General features: G+C 39.0%; 19 protein-coding genes. 6 read left to right on the top strand and 13 right to left on the bottom strand.

The window, feature by feature from the left end:
- Positions 1-41 precede the first annotated feature (41 nt).
- Positions 42-884, bottom strand: coding sequence for an alpha/beta fold hydrolase (locus LV704_RS14005; protein ID WP_163424019.1), 843 nt, complete (start codon positions 882-884; stop codon positions 42-44).
- An 86-nt stretch (positions 885-970) separates the two neighbouring features.
- Here LV704_RS14005 and LV704_RS14000 point away from each other — a divergent pair, with 86 nt between their 5' ends.
- Complete coding sequence (locus LV704_RS14000) at positions 971-1,372, top strand: helix-turn-helix domain-containing protein (protein ID WP_163424018.1); 402 nt, start codon at positions 971-973, stop codon at positions 1,370-1,372.
- Between the two features lie 55 nt (positions 1,373-1,427).
- Here the strand turns inward: LV704_RS14000 and LV704_RS13995 are convergent, their stop codons facing one another.
- Genes LV704_RS13995 through LV704_RS13985 form a run of 3 tightly spaced genes read right to left on the bottom strand, consistent with a single transcriptional unit; the run spans position 1,428 to position 4,279 of the window.
- Positions 1,428-2,870, bottom strand: a complete 1,443-nt coding sequence (locus LV704_RS13995; RefSeq protein WP_163424017.1) for a type IV secretory system conjugative DNA transfer family protein — start codon at positions 2,868-2,870, stop codon at positions 1,428-1,430.
- Positions 2,867-3,895, bottom strand: coding sequence for a MobB family relaxase (mobB, locus tag LV704_RS13990; protein ID WP_163424016.1), 1,029 nt, complete (start codon positions 3,893-3,895; stop codon positions 2,867-2,869). Before mobB ends, LV704_RS13995 begins: the two co-directional genes overlap by 4 nt.
- A gap of 6 nt (positions 3,896-3,901) precedes the next feature.
- Positions 3,902-4,279, bottom strand: coding sequence for a BfmA/BtgA family mobilization protein (locus LV704_RS13985; protein ID WP_163424015.1), 378 nt, complete (start codon positions 4,277-4,279; stop codon positions 3,902-3,904).
- 463 nt (positions 4,280-4,742) lie between these two features.
- Here LV704_RS13985 and LV704_RS13980 point away from each other — a divergent pair, with 463 nt between their 5' ends.
- Positions 4,743-5,738 carry an IS110 family transposase gene (locus tag LV704_RS13980; RefSeq protein ID WP_163424038.1) on the top strand — a complete coding sequence of 332 codons (996 nt, stop codon included), beginning with the start codon at positions 4,743-4,745 and terminating at the stop codon, positions 5,736-5,738.
- Between the two features lie 240 nt (positions 5,739-5,978).
- On the opposite strand, the gene LV704_RS13975 is transcribed toward LV704_RS13980, so the two are convergent.
- Entirely contained in the window at positions 5,979-6,428 is a 450-nt protein-coding gene (locus LV704_RS13975; protein ID WP_163423147.1) for a JAB domain-containing protein, read from the bottom strand.
- A gap of 75 nt (positions 6,429-6,503) precedes the next feature.
- A complete protein-coding gene (locus LV704_RS13970; RefSeq protein ID WP_163423148.1) occupies positions 6,504-6,839 on the bottom strand; it encodes a single-stranded DNA-binding protein in 336 nt (111 codons plus the stop codon).
- Positions 6,840-7,263: 424 nt separating this feature from the next.
- Here LV704_RS13970 and LV704_RS13965 point away from each other — a divergent pair, with 424 nt between their 5' ends.
- Both LV704_RS13965 and LV704_RS13960 read left to right on the top strand, forming a co-directional pair.
- Positions 7,264-7,974, top strand: a complete 711-nt coding sequence (locus LV704_RS13965; protein WP_163423149.1) for a hypothetical protein — start codon at positions 7,264-7,266, stop codon at positions 7,972-7,974.
- Positions 7,975-8,384: 410 nt separating this feature from the next.
- Positions 8,385-9,584 (top strand): hypothetical protein, encoded by a 1,200-nt coding sequence (locus LV704_RS13960; protein ID WP_163423150.1) that lies wholly within the window; start codon positions 8,385-8,387, stop codon positions 9,582-9,584.
- 646 nt (positions 9,585-10,230) lie between these two features.
- Here the strand turns inward: LV704_RS13960 and LV704_RS13955 are convergent.
- The 7 genes from LV704_RS13955 to rhaD form a co-directional block, all read right to left on the bottom strand.
- Positions 10,231-11,256, bottom strand: a complete 1,026-nt coding sequence (locus LV704_RS13955) for an aldose epimerase family protein (RefSeq protein WP_163423151.1) — start codon at positions 11,254-11,256, stop codon at positions 10,231-10,233.
- Between the two features lie 150 nt (positions 11,257-11,406).
- Positions 11,407-12,807 carry a sugar porter family MFS transporter gene (locus LV704_RS13950; RefSeq protein ID WP_255695681.1) on the bottom strand — a complete coding sequence of 467 codons (1,401 nt, stop codon included), beginning with the start codon at positions 12,805-12,807 and terminating at the stop codon, positions 11,407-11,409.
- A 3-nt stretch (positions 12,808-12,810) separates the two neighbouring features.
- Positions 12,811-14,136, bottom strand: coding sequence for a xylose isomerase (gene xylA / locus LV704_RS13945; protein WP_163423153.1), 1,326 nt, complete (start codon positions 14,134-14,136; stop codon positions 12,811-12,813).
- A gap of 5 nt (positions 14,137-14,141) precedes the next feature.
- Complete coding sequence (locus LV704_RS13940; protein ID WP_163423154.1) at positions 14,142-15,626, bottom strand: xylulokinase; 1,485 nt, start codon at positions 15,624-15,626, stop codon at positions 14,142-14,144.
- Positions 15,627-15,743: 117 nt separating this feature from the next.
- Positions 15,744-17,057, bottom strand: a complete 1,314-nt coding sequence (locus tag LV704_RS13935; RefSeq protein ID WP_163423155.1) for an FGGY family carbohydrate kinase — start codon at positions 17,055-17,057, stop codon at positions 15,744-15,746.
- 12 nt (positions 17,058-17,069) lie between these two features.
- Positions 17,070-18,857, bottom strand: coding sequence for an L-fucose isomerase (locus LV704_RS13930; protein WP_205597892.1), 1,788 nt, complete (start codon positions 18,855-18,857; stop codon positions 17,070-17,072).
- Positions 18,858-18,862: 5 nt separating this feature from the next.
- The gene (gene rhaD / locus LV704_RS13925; protein ID WP_163423156.1) at positions 18,863-19,663 is read right to left on the bottom strand and encodes a rhamnulose-1-phosphate aldolase; all 801 of its coding nucleotides are present in this window, start codon (positions 19,661-19,663) and stop codon (positions 18,863-18,865) included.
- A 93-nt stretch (positions 19,664-19,756) separates the two neighbouring features.
- On the opposite strand from rhaD, the gene LV704_RS13920 reads away from it, so the two are divergent.
- On the top strand, positions 19,757-20,656 hold the full coding sequence (locus LV704_RS13920) for an AraC family transcriptional regulator (RefSeq protein ID WP_163423157.1): 900 nt from the start codon (positions 19,757-19,759) through the stop codon (positions 20,654-20,656).
- 233 nt (positions 20,657-20,889) lie between these two features.
- Positions 20,890-22,101 carry a class II aldolase/adducin family protein gene (locus LV704_RS13915; protein ID WP_163423158.1) on the top strand — a complete coding sequence of 404 codons (1,212 nt, stop codon included), beginning with the start codon at positions 20,890-20,892 and terminating at the stop codon, positions 22,099-22,101.
- Positions 22,102-22,104 lie beyond the last annotated feature (3 nt).

Genomic DNA, 22,104 nt, shown 5'->3' with positions numbered 1-22,104 from the left:
GGTAGTGTAATTGAGTTTTGTTTTTTTATACTAGTTGGTAGTTAAGCATTCAAAAAATTCAAGGCTTCGGGCACGAATTCCTCGTGGTATTGGAATATTCCACCATGACCCGCATCCTTATACAATACCAACTTTGAATGTGGTATTTGTAAGTGCATATGCGCACTATTAACGCTAGGAACCATTAAATCATCCTCTCCATTGGCAATGAGCACAGGGTGCGTGATAACCGATAAATCATCCGGCGTATCTGTACCATATTTATGAATTGCTTTTAATTGAGCTTGAAAGGATTTAAGGGTAATGGCCTTATCTCGATTTTCCTTGCGTTCTTTTAATCTTTTCAAGAACTTTTTGGCCTCGTTCTTCCCATTATCTGTGGTAGTGAAAAAAAGATATGTCAAAACATCTTTGAAGGTAATAAAGCTCTTTAGTTGCTTTCGATAACAGAGTTTTGGAATGTTTTTAATTCCAATGCCACCTTTCGGACCAGTACCTCCGAGAATTAATTTTCTAATAAGATTCGGTTCTTTTAGTATTATGTGTTGAGCCACGGCACCTCCTAAAGAAAAACCAAGCATGTCAATTTTATTGAATCCAAGAGCCTTGATAAAAGCAATGGCATCATCACCCATTTCTTCAAGTGTCTTTGGGGTATTGCCTCCTGAGGAACCGACTCCTTTATTATTGAAGGTAACGACCATATGATTTTCCGCTAGGCCATTAATTACTCTTGGATCCCAATTGTCCAAAACCCCAGCTAGATGATTAAATAGTACTAACGGGATTTCTGATTGCTCGCCAGTAATTCTATAGGTATAATCAATTCCGCTTACAGATATTTTTCTTGTTCCCGAATAGCGATAGTCACTTTTAACACTCATTTGTATATTTTATTTGATAAAAAACTTAATTTTACTTTCATTACGGAAGTAAATATAATAATTACTTTCGAAGTGAAAGTAAAGAAATGATTAAAAATGATTTTCGTTCAGATTGCCCTATAAGTTCCTGTCTGGAATTATTTGGTGATAAATGGACTTTACTTATAACAAGAGATTTACTTTATTACAAAGAGCGTACATTCAAAGATTTTACAATGGCAGAAGAGAAAATATCTACAGCCAGGTTGACTGATCGCTTAAAGAAGATGGAGGGTATGGAACTCATCACTAAGGATAAACACCCAACAAATAAGAAAGTTTATATCTACAAACTAACGCAAAAAGGAAAAGCTTTAGCTCCTGTAATAGTAGAAATGATTTTATGGGGAAATGAACATCTTGAAGATCATATTTCTGAAGAATCCAAACAGTTTGCTAAAAAGTTAAAGAGTGATAAAGATGGTATCTTAAAAGACTTACAAAAGTAGTTTTAGTAAGAATTCCCCCCCAAGTTAAATACTAATTGTTTTTCAATAACCTTTTTCATGTCCTCTGGAATATACACTTAACCTGTTCATAAACTAAACCAAAATTATTGGTCAATTCCAATTCACCAAATTGGGTAGTATTTTTGGGTAATTTCCTGTCAATTACTGGCATCCTGAACCATACTTTGTTGTCCTTACCATCAGCGAACGTGATAAACTCACCTTGTTTTAATCTGAAGAAGATATCGGCTCTACGTTTAGACACTTCCTTTTCTCCTTTGGTGATTCGACTCTCAAAACTTAGCCCACTACTTTTACTGATACTTTTGGTAGGTTGTTTTATGAGTTCAAAAAAACGTTCATAGTATTTTGCGGTATCGGGGTCGTTGACCTTTCCAAAGAATTGATAGGATAGATTGCTCAAAATCGCTTTACTTGCTTTATCACCATACATCATATCATTTTGAATTTTGTCCTGCATCACGTAAACTGTGGCAATGTTGTAACTCCGTAAAGTGGCAGGAATACGGTGCATATTCAATAATCGAATGGTTGGAGCTTCTTCCATCATCAAAAACGAAGGTTTTGCATTTAGTATACTCATTTGTTTGGTAATACTATGGACTATGGTGGCGATGATGGGAGAATAAGCGGATTCGTATTTGGGGTTGTTCACCACGGAAATTACACCTGGTCTTTCCTGACTATTGATATCTAATGGCACTTCATCTGCAGATAGTGCCATAAATATGCGTTGTGTACTTATCTTTTTAAACGCATTGGCCAAGGTGCTTTTTACACCCGCAGTCTGTCTATCGGAGTCTTTTCCACTGATAAAAGCATCTGCCATGGCTCTAGCCGTTACATTACTTTCCAGAAAAGCAATAAGGCTATCGGTATCCAAAAGTTGATAAATAGCTATTAAATGAGGTAGTGTACAATACTTGGGATATGAGGTTTTTAGTTTCCATATCATTCCCGCAATCAAGCCTTCTGCAGCATCGGTAAAAAATTTAGATGTTCCCGTGCTACCTGATTCTTTTTGCTCCAGTAAATTTTCAATTAAGACTCTGGAAACTTCATTAACACTTTCCTCATTAATCATATAACGCGGAGCAATGGGATTTACACGATGGTATATAATATCAAACGAGATGATGTAAAATGGAATTTTGGCTGCATTGAATAAAGGATATGCAATCTCGGTGAGTTCAAAATGTTTGTAGTCGTGGATAACGCCACAAAAGGAATACTGGCTGAAATGCTTTAGAAAATTATAAACCACACTTTCGGTTTTTCCACTACCTGCAGAACCGATTACCGAAGCCCCACGTTTGATATTATCAATTTGAAATGTTCCTGATTTGATTTTGAATTGGACTTGATATTTCTTGTCCGCTTTACTACCTGAAGCACTTAAAAACACATAAAGTATTGTACATAAAAACAGTGTTGGAGCAATGATATACAAAATGATATGTGCCACTGAACAACTCATATCCCAATAGAGCTTGATTTAATGGCAATATCTACACCTTTTTTAAGTCGTTTAAATGCTTTAATGGCCAATTGTGCTTTATTGGTTGGAATGTTTATCATTGGTATTCCTGATTTGCCCAAGATTTTAAAAGCTGCCGCCTTTTCGGTAGTGGGCAATCCCATTAATGCCGAAAAATACAGCTTGGGATTTTTTATGAAATCTTTTTTGGCTTGATAGGTTTCTGCATAGTTTCGCTTGCACCCAAATTGCTTATCAAAGGTTTTTTCAGCTCGAGAAAAAAATGAATCCCTATCGAAACCTCGTTTGACGTTTTTCCCGTTCATAATTACTTCTGAAGCTTTGTATTTACTTCCTGGAGATAAGCTCACCGAATTGGAAGTATCTTTTCGGCTTACGATAATATGGATATGGCTTTGGTTACCTTCTTTTTTCATTCCTTGAACTATTCGCTTCCCATTTTGTTGATGAGGAGCTTCTTTTTCAAGTTGATTGATCCTTTTCTTTAGTATTGAAATATTGCCTTCCAGTTTTCCGTTTTCAATTTTTCGTATGTCTTGTTTCAACTGAAGTATTTTAGTAGCATAGGGTTGGTTTTCTTTTACCTGAAAATCAGTTCCTTTAAAATTGCGTTGGTGTTCAATCTTCGCATAATATTTTATATCATCAATGGTAATGGGTCTACCATTAATTTCCCTGTTAAATGATGCCACATAGTCTTTCATCACCTCTCGGGTATATACCTTTAAATCGCTACTGTTGTTTTGTAACTGTTTCAATTCATACTTGCTTGGGTTTATCGTTATGGAATAAAATTTGGGTTCTGTCTTTTTCAATTTTGCGGTGTTGCCGTCAATCTCTTTGATAACTTCTTTAGCAGATATTTCATCTCCGTATTGATTGAAAAAGTGTTCCATATCCTGTTGCTCTAATCCCTGATTTTCTTTCTCGAGATAGTCCACATAATCAGCGACACTTTGCGAATAGGAGCCTCCTAGTTTTTGCGGTGTTATGGTGATATACATTTTGACTTATAATTGATTTTCGTTGTTTTTCTTTTCCTGAAATAGCACTTTCTTTTCAACCATTGGCGGTTTATTTTTTGGCTCTGCCTCTTCAAAGAGTGATTGCATCATGGCCACCGTGGGTCGGGTCTGGCTTTTTTCCATATCCCTTAAAATGGCTATGACTGCACTTACCCTTTTTTTAATGAGATTTTCAAGCGTATGGACAGTTGGACCAATGGACTCTTTTGGGGAAAGATTATTGGTTTCAAAAAAGTCCAACATCATTAGTAAAGTCATCGAATTGGATGCTCCCATTTTCCTGCTAAATGCTCGAAACTTTTTGGCTATTGAGCTTTTAAAACTGATGGTTGTAAATTGTTCCTTTTCGTATCCGTTATCCATTTTTACTCTAAAAATTCATAGGTTTTTCTGGGCTTAACGCCTTTTTACTTTAAAAATCAGCACTTTAATTATTGTCTCTGTTAAAATAATTTTTTAAACCAATGTAAATCAGTTGTTTAAAAACAAGAGGCTTGCTGAAACATCGCGTTAGCGTGTTACCCTCTTGCTTTACCCCCCCTTAGTTTTACAATCACGCTGATATAGAGATTTTTTTATGATAGTTGGTTCTTGTAATAAGTAACTTTCTATCGGGGGAAAACTCTCAATAATTATTGGCTGTGGCCAAACTGATTAGGGCGAATTATACGCTTTTCAAAGTTTCAAGACTTATACTTTATTTGATAAAAGCCCTTATTGGTTTACTCCGGACAGGCATCAGATGGAAATTCAGGCTTATAGGCCTATTATCAGGGGTTCGATGAGTATCTGGGTACTGGCCATGCTATCTTAAAACTTATTCATTATGAACAAACAAGACTTTAAATTCTTTATCGGTATCGACCTGTCGAAAAGGTTCTTCGACGTGGCCATCATTGATAATGACAGGACTACCTCGTATGTATTCGAAAACACCAGAAAAGGTGCCAATGCCTTTATCAGACTTCTTAAAAACCAAAAGATTCCTCTGTCCAACACGCTTATATGCATGGAACATACGGGTGTCTATGGAAAAATCCTTATTACCAAACTTGTCGAAAAACAAGCCAGCTTTTGTGTGGAAATGCCCATACAGATTACCAAGAGCATAGGTGTTGTCAGAGGTAAGAGCGATAGGGTAGATGCCAAACGTATCGCCATATACGCCTCTAAAAACCATAAAGAGCTTGAGCTTTACAGGCCAATGCCGGAAATACTCGAAAAGGTGAAGATATTGCTCAAGATCAGAAGAAAGCTCGTCAATACCAGAGCGGACGTGAACAAGTACCCCAATGAACTGGAACTGTTCTCTCCTGAGCTTGGAAAGCTTGCCAAACGCAACCTTAAAAAAATTAACAAAAACCTTAATGACGAAATTAACCGTATTGAAGCTGAAATTAAAAAACTGGTGCTTTCTGATGATAAGCTCAATAAGACCGTTGGATTGGTGACTTCCGTTACTGGAATCGGACAAATCACTGCACTTCACTTTACCATATTTACCAACTTCTTTACCCGATATGACAATCCTAAACAACTTGCCTGTTATAGCGGTGTAGTGCCTTTTGAATATACCTCTGGAGAATCTATACACCGGAAGTCCAGAGTCCATCCTATGGCAAACAGGACGCTTAAAAAACACCTGCATATGTCCGCCCTGGCTGCGATTAATCATGACCCTGACATCAGAACCTACTTTTTGCGAAAAGTCGAAGAAGGGAAAAACAAAATGCTCATCGTCAACAACGTCAGGAACAAACTCGTTCATCGAATCTGTGCCGTGGTCAAAAGACAAAAACCTTATGTAAAAACTATTAGTTGACATTTTTTATTTTTTCCTTGGTTTTAACATGGAAATCTTTTCGTTCGCCAAAAGCGAACAAAATTCCAAACAACCTGACGAAAAAAGTCAGTTGCTTTTAGTTGTAATTATTGATGCGTGTAATTATCAGGAAAGTCAAATCAAGATAGGATAATCACACATGAAATTTGTCGGGTTCCGACCTTCTAAAGTTAAGATATTTAACGAAACCCGACCATAGGTAATTTAAGTCAATTACCATTAAATAATATGATTATCGGAAAAGCTATAGTAGTTTCCATCTCGTGTTATGATTAAATGGTCTAAAACTTTGATATCAAATAACTCGGCGGCATTTTTTATTTTTTTTGTGAGTTCTATATCTGAATTGCTAGCCTGTAATTTTCCTGAAGGGTGATTGTGCGCCAGAATGATAGCTACGGATAAAGATTTCAAAACCGTAGCGAACAAGATTCGCATATCCACCAATGTTCCTGTTATTCCACCTTTGGATAGTTCATAAATTCCTTTGACTTTATTGGAATTGTTCAATAATAATATCTTGAAGCTTTCCTGTAGTTCAATACTACTTTTATCCCAATGCTCATATAGTATTTCTGCAGCATCCATTGAGCTCTTGATATTTGGTGAATGGGATAAGCTGATTCGTTCTTTATAACTGATGCTTATTTCGTTAACTTTGCCTTTCATTGTTTTTCTGTTTAAGATTGATAATGAAAAAGAGGGTGAGGCTTTCGACGGTATCACCCTCTTTATTTTTGGATGTTACTTATTCCCCATCAATAGAATTTCATTAGCTTCTACTTCGGTTACATAGCGTTGGTTTCCATCTTGGGTTTCATAGGAACGTGTTTTGAGTTTTCCCGAAACACCAATCTCTTTGCCATTGGTTACATATTTTTCGATGATTTCCGCAACCTTACCCCAGGCAACGACTGTATGCCAATTGGTGTCGGTTTGCTTTTCCCCTTTACTGTCTTTATAATTCTCATTGGTAGCCAAAGAGAGACGAGCAACCTTCTTACCGCTTTCAAGAGTTGTAATAGTCGGCTCAATACCAACATTCCCAATTAACTGTACATGATTTTTGATAGTACTCATAATTATAGATTTAAATGATTAAAAATTGATTTACTTATTATATCCAGAGTGTTTTCCTTTTTTTGATTTTTAGTTCCACTTCCTTTTTGGATATTTTGAGATGGTTTCATAGTTCGATATTTTGATTTACTTCCCATAGAGCCTTCGTTGTTACCTTTTTTTGATGCTCTGTATTATTCAATATTCAAGTTTGATAAGACGTATAAAAAAGAGCGAAGTATGAGCCTGGTTTATGCCGTAGTTCAAAACTGAATGTTGTTGTTTTGCTGTCCAAAAAAGTGTAATGGCGAGGGCTTGGTAAGTGAAATAAAAAACGATGGGAAGCTTAAAATGGAAGGGGGTGAGACTGAATAGTAATACAATTCCAAATGAACAAATAAGATTGAAAGTGTAATTTTTACTCCTAACTATATAAAATCATATTATGACATCATTATTCCTAAATGCTGAAAAAGCACATAATCAATTACTACCTAAGAATTACGTGTACAAAGAATTAAAATGGTTTCGGAACCCAACATACATTCATCATACCATATTGTTCTTAACTGCCATTCCTATGCTGCTTTGTATAAAGAGCAAATTTATCCCTTACATCTTTCTAGTTTGGGGCTTACAAATGGGGATTGTTCAATTCATCCTGTTTCATTATGTGAACAAATTAATCGCTGAGAAGTATCGTTTTAAGCTGAAAAAGAAAAGGTGGTTTCCAGTGTTTCCAAACAAAAAATTCAACAAAATCAATAACGGATTGTTTCACAATAAGCTTATATCTAGGAGGGTGTTGAATAATAGTAAAAGTGATATTAAACTTTTAAAAAAACTTGAAAAGGAAATTGTCAAAAACGGTATTCAGCCAGTCTCTTCTTATGTACTTCAACCATATATTAAAAAAGCTTTCCAAGTGATAACGCTGATTTTTGGTATTTTTATAGCAGTGATTTTAGACAAATCAAAGGATTTTATTACTGACTCTAAATTAGTACTTGCCTATAGTTTTATTCTCGTTGTAGGTATCTGCATTGGGATTTATTATGATAGAATGATTCTTGATATCCTTAATTATAAATATAGAAGGCAACAACGTTTTTTAAGAAGGGTTTCTAGGTTAAAAGAATTTTTGAAATCAAAATAATTGATATTTTTACTGAAGAAAGTCAAATGACATCATTTGCAATTAAATAGACCGTCAACAATTCGGTCAACAGATTTTGTAAAGTAATTTTTAGAACCTATAAAATCTCCTCATCCTCTGAAACATCGAAAGCCTCTGGAGGTCACAACAACAAAACGCAACTTGTTAGTAGTTAACTCGTTGGGGTTTTTGTTTTCTTTTTTTAGTCCGTACCTAGTCCGCTTTTCAACTAATATTTGAAATTTCTCCTTTTTATGGACTCCAAAAAGTATCAAGAGTTTTAGGTTACATCTCTTTTACATGTATTCTAGATGTTAAAATTAATTGCCTACATAAAAATAGTATTGAAAAAAGTTCTCGATAAGGTTCTGATTTGAATTAAATATATTTAATAACTCAAATTTTACGTAATGCATTTGGAATTGAAAGAATTGTCAGAACATATTTCTGTTGGTACAGGCTTAAAGATGAATAGAGTGTTTTATGATGATGAGTGGATTGGTTTTTGTTCTGATTATCGAGACGTTCAGCATTATCATTTTTTTACACATTTCGCAGATTGGAAAACTCTCTTATGTGATAAGCCTATAATGGAGTTCAGGCAATGTTTTGGCGAACTTAATATAAGTCATCCTATTAAAATTGATCATACTCCATTTACTTTAAATTTAGATTTCATATTTTCTGGAGTAGAAAAAAGACCCATTAAGTTTGGAAATTTTGGAGTTCCGCATCTACAAATAAAATTTAATACAGATTTCAAATCCTGGAAAGATAGCTTTTCTTTTCAAGAATTTAGAAAACGTATTGTAAAGAATATTATCGATTCAAACTTGAGCAGTTTGGAAAATCATAAAGCTTACATAACGTTGGATCCAGATACAGCTGATTGTGCTCTAAAAATTAATTGCAAATATTTTAAGTCATATTTTGAGGTCCTATCATTATTAATCTCAAAAATCAGAAAAGAATATCTCAAACTAATTGATGAATTTAATTCTGGAATTAGAATTGATTTTGAAATAGATGAAAACCTAATATCGGCTTGCCAAAGGTATTTATCCTATTTTGTTCAGTTTCTTCGTGATATAGGAATTCAAGCTCAAACGGGTATAGAGCAGGAACCAGGAAAAATTTTATTCTCAATAGAGCCAGAAGATGATAAAGAAGAGACATTAAAGAGAATATATGAAGCTCTCTACGTATATTTAAAGCTTCCAGAAGGCGAAAATATTAACAAAATCACACTCATAGGTAAAGACCCGGGGATTCAAGAATGGATAATGGTTGCTAGAGGTTTTCAACAAGAAGCGGATTTCGCAAAAGCCACAGCAATTCAGCTACAAGCAGCGTTAGAAAGCAAGAATGCAACTATACAAAGTCAGAGAGCAACAAACATTAACCTTTCGCTATCTAATGAGGAACTTCTCAACAAAATCAAAGAATATACGAAAAAGGAAAATGAGACCGAGTCTGTTGTCGGGGAGTTAATTCAGGTCACAAAAAAAGAATATCATGGGGCAATAATCAACTGGCCGGAAATTGTTAGAAGGATAAAACGAGTCCTTCCTAACAGTAATAAACCAAAAGATACTCCACCTACTATTTAAAACGCTTTCTAAGAGCAAGAATAAAGAAAGAGAGAAAGGTGTAGGAAAGACTAGCTGAATGTTTCTTGCAATCAACCAGCACCCAGTAAATAACGTCTTATCTTGAACCTTAATATCTGTCAGGAAGTATGAAAAAGCTCCTTTGAATCCAATTTGTAGAGCGAATATGGGATTATGGTCCATGAAAAAGTAAATAATACAGAATAAAGTAATTAACCCTAAAACACTTAGTATAAGGCTTCTTTATATCCTGAGTATAAATGTAAGTATCCCTAGAAACAGCTATGGTTTAAATTGTAATTAACTAATCCACATTAACCAATAATTCCTAACTTTGAATTGAAAGCTAAATACAATTAATTGCTATCAAATAGACCGTCAACAATTCGGTCAACAGATTTTTGTAAGATTTAAAATCGTTTAAAATATAGGGCTTTGGAGATTACGACTTAATCCTATCGAAAAGAAATGGGCGCAAGCCAAATCCATTAGAAGAAAGTTTAACTACACGCCTGACGAACTATTTTTTATTCAAAAATATGACGATTTATTTTGATTTAACTATAGCTGTAGTGGAGTTATTTTTGCTGTTTGGAATGCTTAAAATTGCTTTGTATTTTTAATTAATAATCTCTTCGGGTATATTTCAAAAACCAAAAGAAAATCTTGTCTTTTGGGTGTAAATGTTATGCTTTTTCAAGATACAACTAGGAAAGTGAGTGTGATTTATGGAATCAGGAGGAAATTGGGTCTCAAAACAAATTGCAGGATAAAAAGAGTAATCAATATCAAAGTTTTTAGGAACTCCGGAAAAACATATAACTTTTGGTGCGAACACCACTACTGAAGGTTGATCGGTATATACTTTCATCTCCAAACCTGAAGTTTTAGAACAATATTTAATCTTTGGCTTCTCGCTAGATGATTTATTCAACATATAGATATCGTCCAACCCATTGATATTTTGCAATTTTTTCATCTCACCATATCCAGTGAAATCATAAGGGGTCCCTTTTACGGAAATTAAATTTCCTGATGGAATAAGGTCAGGCGCCAGTTCCAATTTACTTCTACTATCAATATCAATAAACTGATTGACCAAAGGCTCATTTCCCAAATTAAAATAAGTGTGGTTGGTTAGATTAACCAAAGTGTCTTCAGTGCCCATGGCCATATAATCAATCGTAATTGTATTATCTTCCAGCAAGGAATAGGTCACTTCAACCAACAATTTCCCAGGATAGCCTTCATCCAAATGATTGCTCTTATATGAGAATGTCACAGAAGGTATTTGTTCGTTTATACTTTCTATTGACCAATTTTTTTTAGCAAAGCCATCCCTACCACCATGCAATTGAATACCCTCATTGTTAGTCAAAGTATTTTCTGATAAGAAGGGACTTGAACCATTACAATTGATTCTACCCGAATGTCTGCCAATCGTAGCACCAAAAAAATATGGAGTATCCTCAAATTGGGAAACATAGCCTTTCAAATCTTTAGGCCCAACTACAACATCTACCATGTTCCCATATTTGTCATTGCTGGAATAGGAATGCCAAGTCGCTCCCAAAGTCAGAAACTCAGCTGTTGTCCCCTCTCTATTGGTAAGTAAAACACTGAATACAATGGTATCCGAGAACTTTCCAAATGTCGTTACTTTTACGGCCATTTTTCTTGGCAATTTAGATTTAAGTCAAAAAATTACATAGCCATTCCTTTAGGCATCAGTAATTAAGAAAGTATCTTTGGACACCTATTCATAGGATAATTTTGCTGAGTTAAGAACAACCTCATTTTAAGAAAATTATACTACTTTATGTTAACTAATCATCTCCTCCAATTCCAAACCTTTGGTTTCCTTGACAAACCTCCATACAAAGAATATGGAAACAAAAGCACAACAAGCATAAACAACATAGGCCGAGACCAGTCCCGTTGAGCTTAGCAATATAGGGAAGGTCAGAGTTATGATGAAGTTCGAAATCCACTGCGCCAATCCGGAAACGCCCAGACCGGACCCTCTCAATTGATTGGGGAACATTTCTCCCAACATGACCCACATGACCGGACCCCATGAAAAATTAAAAAAAACCACGTAGGCATTAGCTGCTATCAAAGCCAAAATCCCCATGGAGTCCCCCAGTTCCAATTGTCCGTTCCCCGATACGGTCCCGTTAAAGAATGCCCAGACCAAAACGCTAAGGGTAATGGCCATTCCAATGGATCCAATAATTAATAAGGGTTTTCTTCCTATTTTATCCACCAAAAGTATGGCCATCAAGACTGCCACAATACTCAACCCACCTGAAAGAACGTTGATCAAAAGAGCATCACTTTCGCCGTACCCAACCGATTGCCAAAGCACAGCTCCATAATAGAACACAACATTGATTCCGACAAATTGCTGAAATGTGGCCAATCCAATACCAATCCACACAATAGGTTTCAAGTTCTTTTTTGCAGTATCGTAAATGCCAGAGAGCCTAGGTTGTTGGTCAAAGTTTATCGAATCCCTGATCTGTTGCAAAAGTGATTTTGCCTGGACTTTACCATACAATTTGGACAGTACCTTTTCCGCCTTGCTATGCGATTTCATCGCCACAAGAAACCTCGGACTCTCAGGAATGAAAAAAAGCAAAGCCAAGAATGCGGTTGCCGGGATTAATTCCATCCAGAACATCCATCGCCAAGTTTCAAAATTCAACCATAGAATGTTTTGGGAGGAGCCTGAAATCTCCGTCAAAAAATAATTACTCAAAAACGAGGCAAACAATCCTGTGATTATGGCTACCTGTTGTATAGTAGCCAGCCCACCCCTATATTTTGCAGGTGCTATTTCGCTAATATACGCCGGTGCCATGATTGAAGCGGCCCCAACGGCAAGGCCGCCCAAGATTCTGTAGATTATAAATTCAGGCGAAGAACCTGAGATTCCAGAGCCCCAAGCAGAAATAACAAATAATACCGCTGCTACAATCATCATGGTCCTACGGCCATAGCTATCGGCCAACCTACCTGCAAAAAAAGCGCCTATGGCACAACCCAAGAGCATGGAGGCCACATTGAATCCGCTTCCAATATCCTGGGCATTAAATGCCAATTCCAGCCCTTTTACCGTACCATTGATTACTCCGCTGTCAAAGCCGAACAAAAACCCTCCGATTGTAGCTACAAAAGTGATAAGGGTGATGTAAACCATATTATGCTGGGATTCCTTAATATTTTAGACATATTGGTTGATGATATTCTCGAATAGTTCCTGTTTTCCGCTGATCTGTTTTGGTTCCCCGCCCAGTTTGGCGACATCGTACAGATCGGTAAGGGAAAGTTTCCCTCGGACAAAATCGAGACCTTTTCCTGAGGTGAAGGATGCGTAGCGTTTGCCCAATAGCTTTTCATAGTTCGAATTATTGATTACGGAATCGGCTACCATAAGCCCCCGTGCAAAAGTGTCAGCGCCGCCGATATGAGCAATGAAAATATCCTCTAGATCCGTTGAATTTCTTCTCGTTTTGGCGTCAAAATTGATTCCGCCCCCTTGAAGTCCATCTGATTTTAGGAATACCAGCATGGCTTCTGCAGTTTCCATTACGTTGTTGGGAAATTGGTCGGTATCCCACCCGTTCTGGTAATCGCCACGGTTGGCATCAATGCTTCCGAGCATTCCCGAATTGGCGGCCACTTGAAGTTCGTGCTGGAAGGTGTGCTGGGCCAAGGTGGCATGGTTTACTTCAATGTTCAACTTAAAATCACCGGCTAGTTCTTGTTCTCGAATGAATTTGATGGAGGTGGCCGCATCAAAATCATATTGGTGCTTTGAGGGCTCCATGGGCTTTGGCTCAATAAAGAAGGTTCCCTTGAAGCCTTGACCCCTTGCATAGTCTCGGGCCATGCGCATAAAACGTCCTATATTGTCCTGTTCCAGTTTCATATTGGTATTCAGAAGCGACATATAACCTTCCCGGCCACCCCAGAATACATAGTTCTCCCCATTGAGTTCCATGGTGGCATCCAACGCAATCTTCAGCTGTGCACCGGCATGGGCCACAACGTCAAAATTCGGGTTGGAGGCAGCACCGTTCATATATCTGGGATTCGAAAATAGATTGGCTGTGCCCCAAAGTAGTTTCACTCCGGAGACCTTCATTTTTTCTTTCAGATAATCAACGGTTTTAAAGACCCTCTTTTCAGATTCTGCCAGGGAACCTGCCTCATCTACCAGATCATAATCGTGAAAGCAATAATAATCGAGCCCCATCTTGGTAATAAATTCAAAGGCAGCATCTGCCTTTTCCCTTGCTGCCACCATGGGGTCATTGGACGTTGCCCATGGGAATTCTTTTGTGCTGGGCCCAAAGGGGTCCCCCCCGGTTCCGCAGAGGGTGTGCCAATAGGCCATGGAAAACCTAAAATGATCGCGCATGGTCTTACCGGCCACCAATTGTTCGGGATCGTAAAATTTATATGCTAAGGGATTGTCCGATTCTCTTCCCTCAAACTTGATTTCACCTATACCCTTAAAATATTCCTTGTTGCCAATCACTACCATTTGTTCTATATGTTTAAGATTATTTCCAGTTCTTTCTTCCAGCTTTGATAGGCCTTTACATAGGCGATTTTATGCTCAAAGGGCTTAAAGGTCATCACATAGTCGTTGCGCATGAATGACGAAAATTTATCATAATCCCCATCATTGAGGATACATGCCCTTGCAGCCCCTATTGCCCCTGTTGTATCATAAATCTCAATCTCCTGTCCTATAAGCGTTGCTATGGTCTTCGCAAATAGTTCTGAACGAAAAAGATTATCATTGCCCGCCCGTACCACCGATGGTTCTACACCATCCTCCTGCATAATCTCAAAACCAAGGGCAAATGAAAAGGCAATACCTTCCAGAGCGGCCCTGCAGAGATGCCCCATATGATGCCTGTTCAGGTTCAGGTTCAGAATCCGAGTGCCGATATCTTTGTTCAACAGCATCCGTTCTGCACCGTTGCCAAAGGGAAGGATACGAACCCCATCGGAACCTATCTCAATCCTGGAGGCTAATTCGTTCATTTCTTCATACGAGGCCACGGCTAAGTTGTTCATCAACCATCGGTACTGGATGCCCGTTCCATTGATACAGAGCAATTTTCCAATACTCTTTCGGGCGTTTTCTTGGTAATTGACATGGGCGAAATTATTGACCCTTGCACATTCGGAAACGGAAAGGTTGTCCGTTACGGCGTACATTACCCCAGAGGTACCTCCAGTGGCGGCAACCTCGCCGGGATTGAAAACATTGAGGGAAAGGGCATTGTTTGGTTGGTCGCCGGCCCGATACAGAATAGGGGTCCCTTCTAGCAACCCACTTTCTTCAGCACCTCTTTTTGAAACTTTGGATTGAACTGAAAACGTATCCACTAGCTCTGGGACCAGCCCTTTTTGGATACCGTAATAATCCAACAGTTCGCTTGAAATGGCATTGTTTTTAAAATCCCAGAAAATGCCCTCTGAAAGCCCGGGAACGGTCGTATTGATTTCTTCTGAAAATCGAAAGGCGAGATAGTCACCGGGTAACATGAATTTATGTATTTGCTCGTAGATCTCCGGTTCATTTTCTTTGACCCAACCCAATTTTGAAGCAGTAAAGTTTGCGGGGGAATTCAATAGGCGGTCCTCACAGAATTCCTTACCCAAAGTTTCATGTGCACGATTGCCAATCCCCACAGCACGCCCATCACACCATATGATACTTCTTCTTAATGGAATTCCCTGTTCGTCGATCAAAACGAGCCCATGCATCTGATAGGCGATTCCGATGCCCAGTATTTTTTCCTTTTTAGTTCCAGTCTCTTTGAGAATCTTTTTGATGCCCGTACAGGTCAACTTCCACCATTCTTGTGGGTCTTGTTCGGCCCAACCTGGTTTTGGGGAAATCATTGTCATCTCTTTTTCAGGTTCTTGGACAACTCCAAGGGGTTTGCCTGAATTATACTCCACCATGGCAATTTTAATTGACGAACTCCCCAAATCAATTCCCAAAAAATATTTCATTTTATCCTTTTTCGTTAGCTGGTACTCATTAAATCAAAATGACCTTGATGTTTACAGACCATCCCATTCAAATGCTCAATATGCGAAATCAACACTTGATGAATTACTTCCTTGATCTCAGTCCATATAACTTTTCATCAACATGGCCGCCCCTAAAGCACTAGCGTATTGTCCTTTGGGAAATCGTATTTTCTGATTTGGCATCATTTGGCATAAGTACTCAATGAATATTTGATTTCTTTTGAAACCTCCAGACACGTATACATCCTTTAGATTATTTGAAGAATCCAAAATCAGTTGTACGGCTTTAAAGACCCTTTGGGCCAATTCAAAAACCAACTGGTAATATGCATGTTCATAATTTTCAAGATTATCCACCTGGTCGAAATCACCTAGATAATCCTTAGGTATACCTTTTCTAAAAAACATACTCTCCGAATTGGAAATCGTATTGCTACAAAGCTCTTTTTTTAAGGTCAACATTTTATGATGACCGTATGGAACACCAAACTCCTTTTCAAGTGCTTCCGCATTTATTTCATGCACCCACCCCAAAAACTGCATGGATGACTTAATTTGTCTTTTTTCAGGTGTCATAAAACAGAGACAATTATTTTTTAACTGATGTTGGGTCAAAACCTCTTTACTGAATGGATTCATGGAAATTATCCAAGTACCTGTGGATAGAAAAACAAATTCCCTATGTGAATCGAGGTTGTCTTCCAATAAAGGAACAATGGATGAGGTACTGTCATGCAGTCCTTTACCGATAGCCACTTCGCTTCCGTTCAATTCAATCATAAAGGCCTTATCTCCAGGTTCAGGCTCCGGTAATGTTATTTTCTCCGAAGCCAACCAAGGATGGTATCGCATGGAATCAAAATCCCAAAGAGCCGTATGTGCTCCTATCGAGGTGTAATCAGCTTTTATCTGATTCGAAAACAAATAACTTAGGTATTGTGGATAATGCAAAATGGATGAAACCTGAGACCAAAAATGTGGTTTCTTGTATTTCAACCAATATATCTGCAAACCAGAATTCAGCATTCCATATGCCGGGGAAGCCGTCTTTCTTGAAAATGCAGTTACTCCCCCAAAGGCCTCATAGAGCGTTGCAAAGTCCATATCCAGGGGTTTCAGATAATTGTACAATGGCGTTATCCTGTTACCATTCCTATCCAAATAGACCAGGGTAGCCCCATGGGTTGAAAAGTTGATGGCTTTGATTCGGTATTCATTACTTTCTTGAATGGAACAGATTTCTGCCTTAATCCAGTTCTCTATGGACTCAATATCATCACAAGGGCAGCCATCATCATCAAGAATCTCCTCAAAACGAACAGAGTTGGTGTGGACCACATTAAGGTGTTTGTCAAACAAAAATATCTTTTTGTTGGTCTTGCCAATATCAAAAACAGCGATGACATTCATACCATAAACAAATTAATTATTAAACCCGTACAAAGGGCCATAATTGGTGCACGCCCTATAATCCGCAGATTCCAAGTTCTCACCAAAAGCGGACCAGGAACTCGGCCTAAAAACTTTTTCATCTACTATGTTGTGCATATTGACAGGAATGCGAAACATTGAGGATAATGTTATCAAGTCCGCTCCAATATGGCCATAGGAAATTGCACCATGGTTGGCACCCCATTTTCCCATAACAGTGTAAACGTCCTTAAAAAAACCTTTCCCTGTCAATCTTGGGACAAACCAGGTCGTTGGCCAAGTAGGGTTCGTCCTTTCGTCCAATACGGTATGAATATCCTTTGGCAGTTCAACACTCCATCCCTCGACCAGTTGCAGTACAGGACCTATTCCTTTTACCAAGTTAATTCTTGACATGGTCAATGGCATGGTTCCCTTGGTTTTGAATTGCGAGGAAAAACCTCCGCCCCCAAAATATTCTGCAATGGCCGGCGGCCATTTGGTATTGTCCAAACACTTTTGGGCCTCTTCTTCCGTAATCTGCCAAAAAGGTTTCATAGCGGGTTTCCCTTCAAGGTCTTTTTGCTGTGCGGTAGCGTCCAAGGTTGTGGAACCGGAGTTGATCAAATGAATAATCCCATTCTTGGCAATTCCAGTTAGTTTTTCCCCGGTCACCCGTTGAACCGATTCCGGACTCCAATAGGTCCTAACATCAGAGAACATTTGGGCGGTATTGGTCAACAAGTGCCCAAATAGCATGGAAATTGCATTTAAGCAATCGTTCTCCGTGGCAAAGACAAATGCCTGTCGAATGCCGTTCCAATCAAAGGATGAGTTAAGGATGGCTTCCGTAAAATCCGCATTGGGTTGGTAATCCGTCCATTGTCGCTGTCCTTGAAAGCCACCCACAATGGCATTCCTGCCTTTGGCTTCTTCTCCAAAACCAAGGGTTTTAAGTCTTGGGTTTCCAACCATCAGGTCACGGCATATGAGCGTCATCTTGATGACCTTTTCCCATTCCCTCGCTTTGGTTGCCAGTGATTTTTGGGAGGCAATATCGTTGTAATCCTTACCTTCCACACAGTTTTCCCTGGCCCATTTTAGGGCCCTGTTAAATTCCTCCTTGTCATATATGCCCCCATCCATTCTTCTTAGCAGTTCCGTTGACTCCACAAATTCCGCCCTTACGCCGAAATAATCCTGTAAGAAATTGACATCGACCATGGATCCCGCGATTCCCATGGAACTGTACCCAATGGACAAATAGGATTTGCCCTTCATTTGGGCCACGGCCAGGGCCGCTTTCGAAAAGCGCAATATTTTTTCGCTGACATCTTCCGGAATATCGGTATCTCTGGCATCCTGTACTTCCCTCCCATAGATTCCAAAGGCCGGTAGTCCCTTTTGCGAATATCCGGCCAGGGCGGCCGCAAGATATACCGCACCTGGTCTTTCCGTTCCGTTAAACCCCCATACCGCCTTTGGCATTAGTGGGTCGGTGTCCATCACCTCGGTCCCATAGCACCAACAGGGCGTTACGGTAATGGAGACCTCCACACCTTCCCTTTTGAATTTGTCCGAGCACTCCGCCGCATCTGCTACCCCTCCTATGGTCGTGTCAGAAATGACACACTCCACTTTTTCACCGCTTGGGAATCTCAGGCTGTCCTCCAACAACTTGGCGGTCGCTCTGGCCATTGCCATACATTGGTCCTCCAACGATTCCCTTACCCCAGCCTCCCTACCGTCAATTACCGGGCGAATCCCAATCTTCGGCAGTCTTCCTATTAATCTGTTCATTGTCCTTATAGTTTAAATAGTTCTTCCAATCCCTGAAGCTGATCTTTGGACAGCCCCTCTGGTTCAAAACCGGAGGCCCATGCGGTAAGCAATAATTTTGCTCCTTTGTTGGCGACATCCAAAAAGTCCCACGCTTTCTCAATATCCTCAGCAGTGGTGGTGGCACCATGTTTTTCCCACAGAGCAATATCCTTATAAGTAAAGGCATGGGTAGTACTTTTGGCCAGTTCGTCTGACTGTGTTATAGCATATGGCGTGCAATGGATACCCCTTGGTACATAAACACGAACTTCAGGGCACATTTGCCAAATGGCATGGTTCAGCTTTTCTTCATCCTTGAACAGCGCATGGTGGCTGAGCACAATTAATTCTATTGGATGTGCATGCAGTACAGCCAGGTTGTTGGGATTGTTTTCTTTATTGAAAAGGTGTATTTGTAAATGAGAGGCAAGCTCTGAGGTTGGTCTAAAGCCATCTTCTTTACCGCCCCAAACAATAGTGTAGCCATCAGCCTGTTCATTAATGTATAAGATGCATGACGCCGTTTCAACGGCATCAATGAGGCTGCGGATATAACAACCTGCTCCGGTCACAAAAATGTAAAGTCCTGCCGCCTCCTTTGGAAATGGATGGGCTATGAAGTTTGCGGATTCGGGTTTGGTGAAGTTCGAAAATAGCGGAGTCATGTTTATCGATATATTACCACCATTTCTTTCTACCCATTCCCTTTGCCAGAGATAACCGGCAACCATGGAAATTTTATCGATTTCCTTTGTCACTTCATTTGGAAGTTCATATGTGCTCATAAGCGGAACTTTTCTAGGCCTGTAAGAATCCTCCAAATTAAACCATGGTTATTTATACATTTGTATCCAATTCAAACAATTGAATGTATAATAATGAGCACCGTGCTTCGAGAATCCCTGGGCGATCCATCTAGAAACAAACAGAGTTTTACGGATGTAAAATTGAAGGTCTGGTGCTGTCGCTATTGGAAACTGGATTTATGGGACTGTCATGACATGGCTTTTCCTTTTTGGCGGATATATTGGAACAAAAATCCCGGTGGCATGCTAAAACATCATCAAAATGAATATTTGATGGAAAAGGATGCCATATTCATTATCCTCCCTTTTACATCATTTTCCACAAGCTTTGCAAAAAATCACGTTCATGACCAAGGCATCCATGTTTCGGGTAGGCATATTGACCAAAATGACAATGATGAACTGATTGCAAAAAATTCCCTACTCCATTTGTTTATCCATTTTAACCTTGGAGTGCCATTTGACAATGTATATCCTGGAATATTTAAGGTAGAGGTCAACCCATATCTAGAGGAAAAGTTGAATTATTTGACTTCAAGATTAAGAAAAGAGAACACAAAGTTTTATGTGACCTACACTTTAAAATTACAGTCTATCATTAGTGATATCTTGTCCAATATCGGCCCTGAGCTATTCGAGACTTTAAATGTAGATCATAGGATATTGGAGGTTATCCGGCATGTGGAAAACCATATCCAGGATAGTCCCACGAACGGTGATCTTGCCAAAATCGCAAACATGGCCACGAATTCATTCAGCCGCCTTTTTAGGCAACAAATGAACATGACCCTGCATACCTTCATCATGAAAAGGAAAATCGCCCGGTCATGTGAGCTGTTTCTGTATACTCACAAGTCAATTGAAGAAGTGGCTTTCGATACCGGATTTGCAGATCGCTATCATTTTTCAAGGGTATTTAAATCGGTCACAGGTACCACACCGGCTGTTTATAAATCGGGCAGGTTCTCCTAAAGGGCTTGGGTCGACAAAATGTTTGCACAATACATTTTCAGGTATGCTTTTTCTCTCAACAACAAATCCTTTAACAATATTTATATTATTCATTATCAGATTTTTACGATAGATTTTTTATCGCAAAAAGCATAAATTGATGTTTGTTAAATACACGACTTTGTTTGTTAGGGATAATTTTGGAATCCTGCCTATTAATACATTTACTGTAAAATCCAAATTAATCCAAAACGATGAGTGTCAAATTTAAACATGTAGACTATCTCTGGGACGATAAAAAAGCGAGTGCTTTGGGAAATGATCATGTAGCCCTATTTCTTTATCGTTCCAACATTTTGGGAGCGGACCTGAGAATTACCAACTATGCCGGTGGAAACACCAGTTGCAAGACCATGGAAAAAGATTCTTTGACGAACGAGGAGGTACAAATAATGTGGGTCAAAGAATCAGGTGGCGATATCGGCACTTTAGACAGGTCGGGAATAGCCGTTGTATATACCAGTAGGTTACGGGACTTAAAAAATGTATATGGCGGCTTGGATGATGAAGGCCGCATGGTAGAGCTATTTAACCACTGTATTTATGACCTTGATAGTAAGACACCATCAATCGACACTCCCTTAAACAGTCTCTTACCTTTTGCACATATCGACCATCTACATTCAGATGCCTTAATAGCTGTCACTGCCGTATCGGATAGCGAAAAAATGACCAAGGAGATTTGGGGGGAAACCATGGGATGGATTCCATGGCAAAGTCCAGGATTTGATTTGGAGCTCCAATTGGAGAAATGCTTAAAAGACCATCCCAGTATTCGAGGAATTGTTCTTGGCAGCCATGGCCTGTTCACTTGGGGCGATACTTCCCATGATTGCTACATCAATAGTCTAGAGGTCATTGAGATGGCTTCACAATATATTGAGGATAAGATAAAAGAGAATGGCAGTGTATTTGGAGGACAAAAAATTGAAAGTTTCTCGGAAGGGGAACGAAAGGAAAAAGCTGCCCAGATAATGCCCATTCTTAGGGGATTATGCTCTTCCAAAAACCGGATGATCGGGCATTTTTCAGATACCGAGGTAGTCCTTGAATTCATCAATAGCAATGATTTAGTTCAACTAGCGCCCATGGGGAACTCTTGTCCCGATCATTTTTTCGCTATCCGATGCGGCAGTGACAAGATCAAGGTGAACACCATAAACCCAGATGGGGTCATCATGGGAAGTAAGATTTGGGAAGGGAAATGGGCAGAAGGTAGGGCCAAAGCCTATGGAATTACCGTCGATGAAATGCCTGCCCATTATGCCAAAAGGAATCTTTTGAACGAGATTATTTATCCCTCGGATATTGCCGACGGCGTGTTTTCGCTGGTAGGCATCCTACACAAAACGACGCGAAATATCATTAATGTTGATGGTGAAATGGTAAATGCCTTTGTTCGATAAACA

The organism is Flagellimonas sp. CMM7 (assembly GCF_021390195.1).
Lineage (GTDB): Bacteria > Bacteroidota > Bacteroidia > Flavobacteriales > Flavobacteriaceae > Flagellimonas.
The sequence above is the reverse complement of the archived record's forward strand: the minus strand, read 5'-3'. Positions and strand labels throughout refer to the sequence as shown.

Bases quoted from the DNA above. Each gene is read 5' to 3' on its own strand.
- LV704_RS14005 (WP_163424019.1), bottom strand. From the start codon at position 884: ATGAGTGTTAAAAGTGACTATCGCTATTCGGGAACAAGAAAAATATCT.
- LV704_RS14000 (WP_163424018.1), top strand. From the start codon at position 971: ATGATTAAAAATGATTTTCGTTCAGATTGCCCTATAAGTTCCTGTCTG.
- LV704_RS13995 (WP_163424017.1), bottom strand. From the start codon at position 2,870: ATGAGTTGTTCAGTGGCACATATCATTTTGTATATCATTGCTCCAACA.
- mobB (WP_163424016.1), bottom strand. From the start codon at position 3,895: ATGTATATCACCATAACACCGCAAAAACTAGGAGGCTCCTATTCGCAA.
- LV704_RS13985 (WP_163424015.1), bottom strand. From the start codon at position 4,279: ATGGATAACGGATACGAAAAGGAACAATTTACAACCATCAGTTTTAAA.
- LV704_RS13980 (WP_163424038.1), top strand. From the start codon at position 4,743: ATGAACAAACAAGACTTTAAATTCTTTATCGGTATCGACCTGTCGAAA.
- LV704_RS13975 (WP_163423147.1), bottom strand. From the start codon at position 6,428: ATGAAAGGCAAAGTTAACGAAATAAGCATCAGTTATAAAGAACGAATC.
- LV704_RS13970 (WP_163423148.1), bottom strand. From the start codon at position 6,839: ATGAGTACTATCAAAAATCATGTACAGTTAATTGGGAATGTTGGTATT.
- LV704_RS13965 (WP_163423149.1), top strand. From the start codon at position 7,264: ATGACATCATTATTCCTAAATGCTGAAAAAGCACATAATCAATTACTA.
- LV704_RS13960 (WP_163423150.1), top strand. From the start codon at position 8,385: ATGCATTTGGAATTGAAAGAATTGTCAGAACATATTTCTGTTGGTACA.
- LV704_RS13955 (WP_163423151.1), bottom strand. From the start codon at position 11,256: ATGGCCGTAAAAGTAACGACATTTGGAAAGTTCTCGGATACCATTGTA.
- xylA (WP_163423153.1), bottom strand. From the start codon at position 14,136: ATGGTAGTGATTGGCAACAAGGAATATTTTAAGGGTATAGGTGAAATC.
- LV704_RS13940 (WP_163423154.1), bottom strand. From the start codon at position 15,626: ATGAAATATTTTTTGGGAATTGATTTGGGGAGTTCGTCAATTAAAATT.
- LV704_RS13935 (WP_163423155.1), bottom strand. From the start codon at position 17,057: ATGAATGTCATCGCTGTTTTTGATATTGGCAAGACCAACAAAAAGATA.
- LV704_RS13930 (WP_205597892.1), bottom strand. From the start codon at position 18,857: ATGAACAGATTAATAGGAAGACTGCCGAAGATTGGGATTCGCCCGGTA.
- rhaD (WP_163423156.1), bottom strand. From the start codon at position 19,663: ATGAGCACATATGAACTTCCAAATGAAGTGACAAAGGAAATCGATAAA.
- LV704_RS13920 (WP_163423157.1), top strand. From the start codon at position 19,757: ATGAGCACCGTGCTTCGAGAATCCCTGGGCGATCCATCTAGAAACAAA.
- LV704_RS13915 (WP_163423158.1), top strand. From the start codon at position 20,890: ATGAGTGTCAAATTTAAACATGTAGACTATCTCTGGGACGATAAAAAA.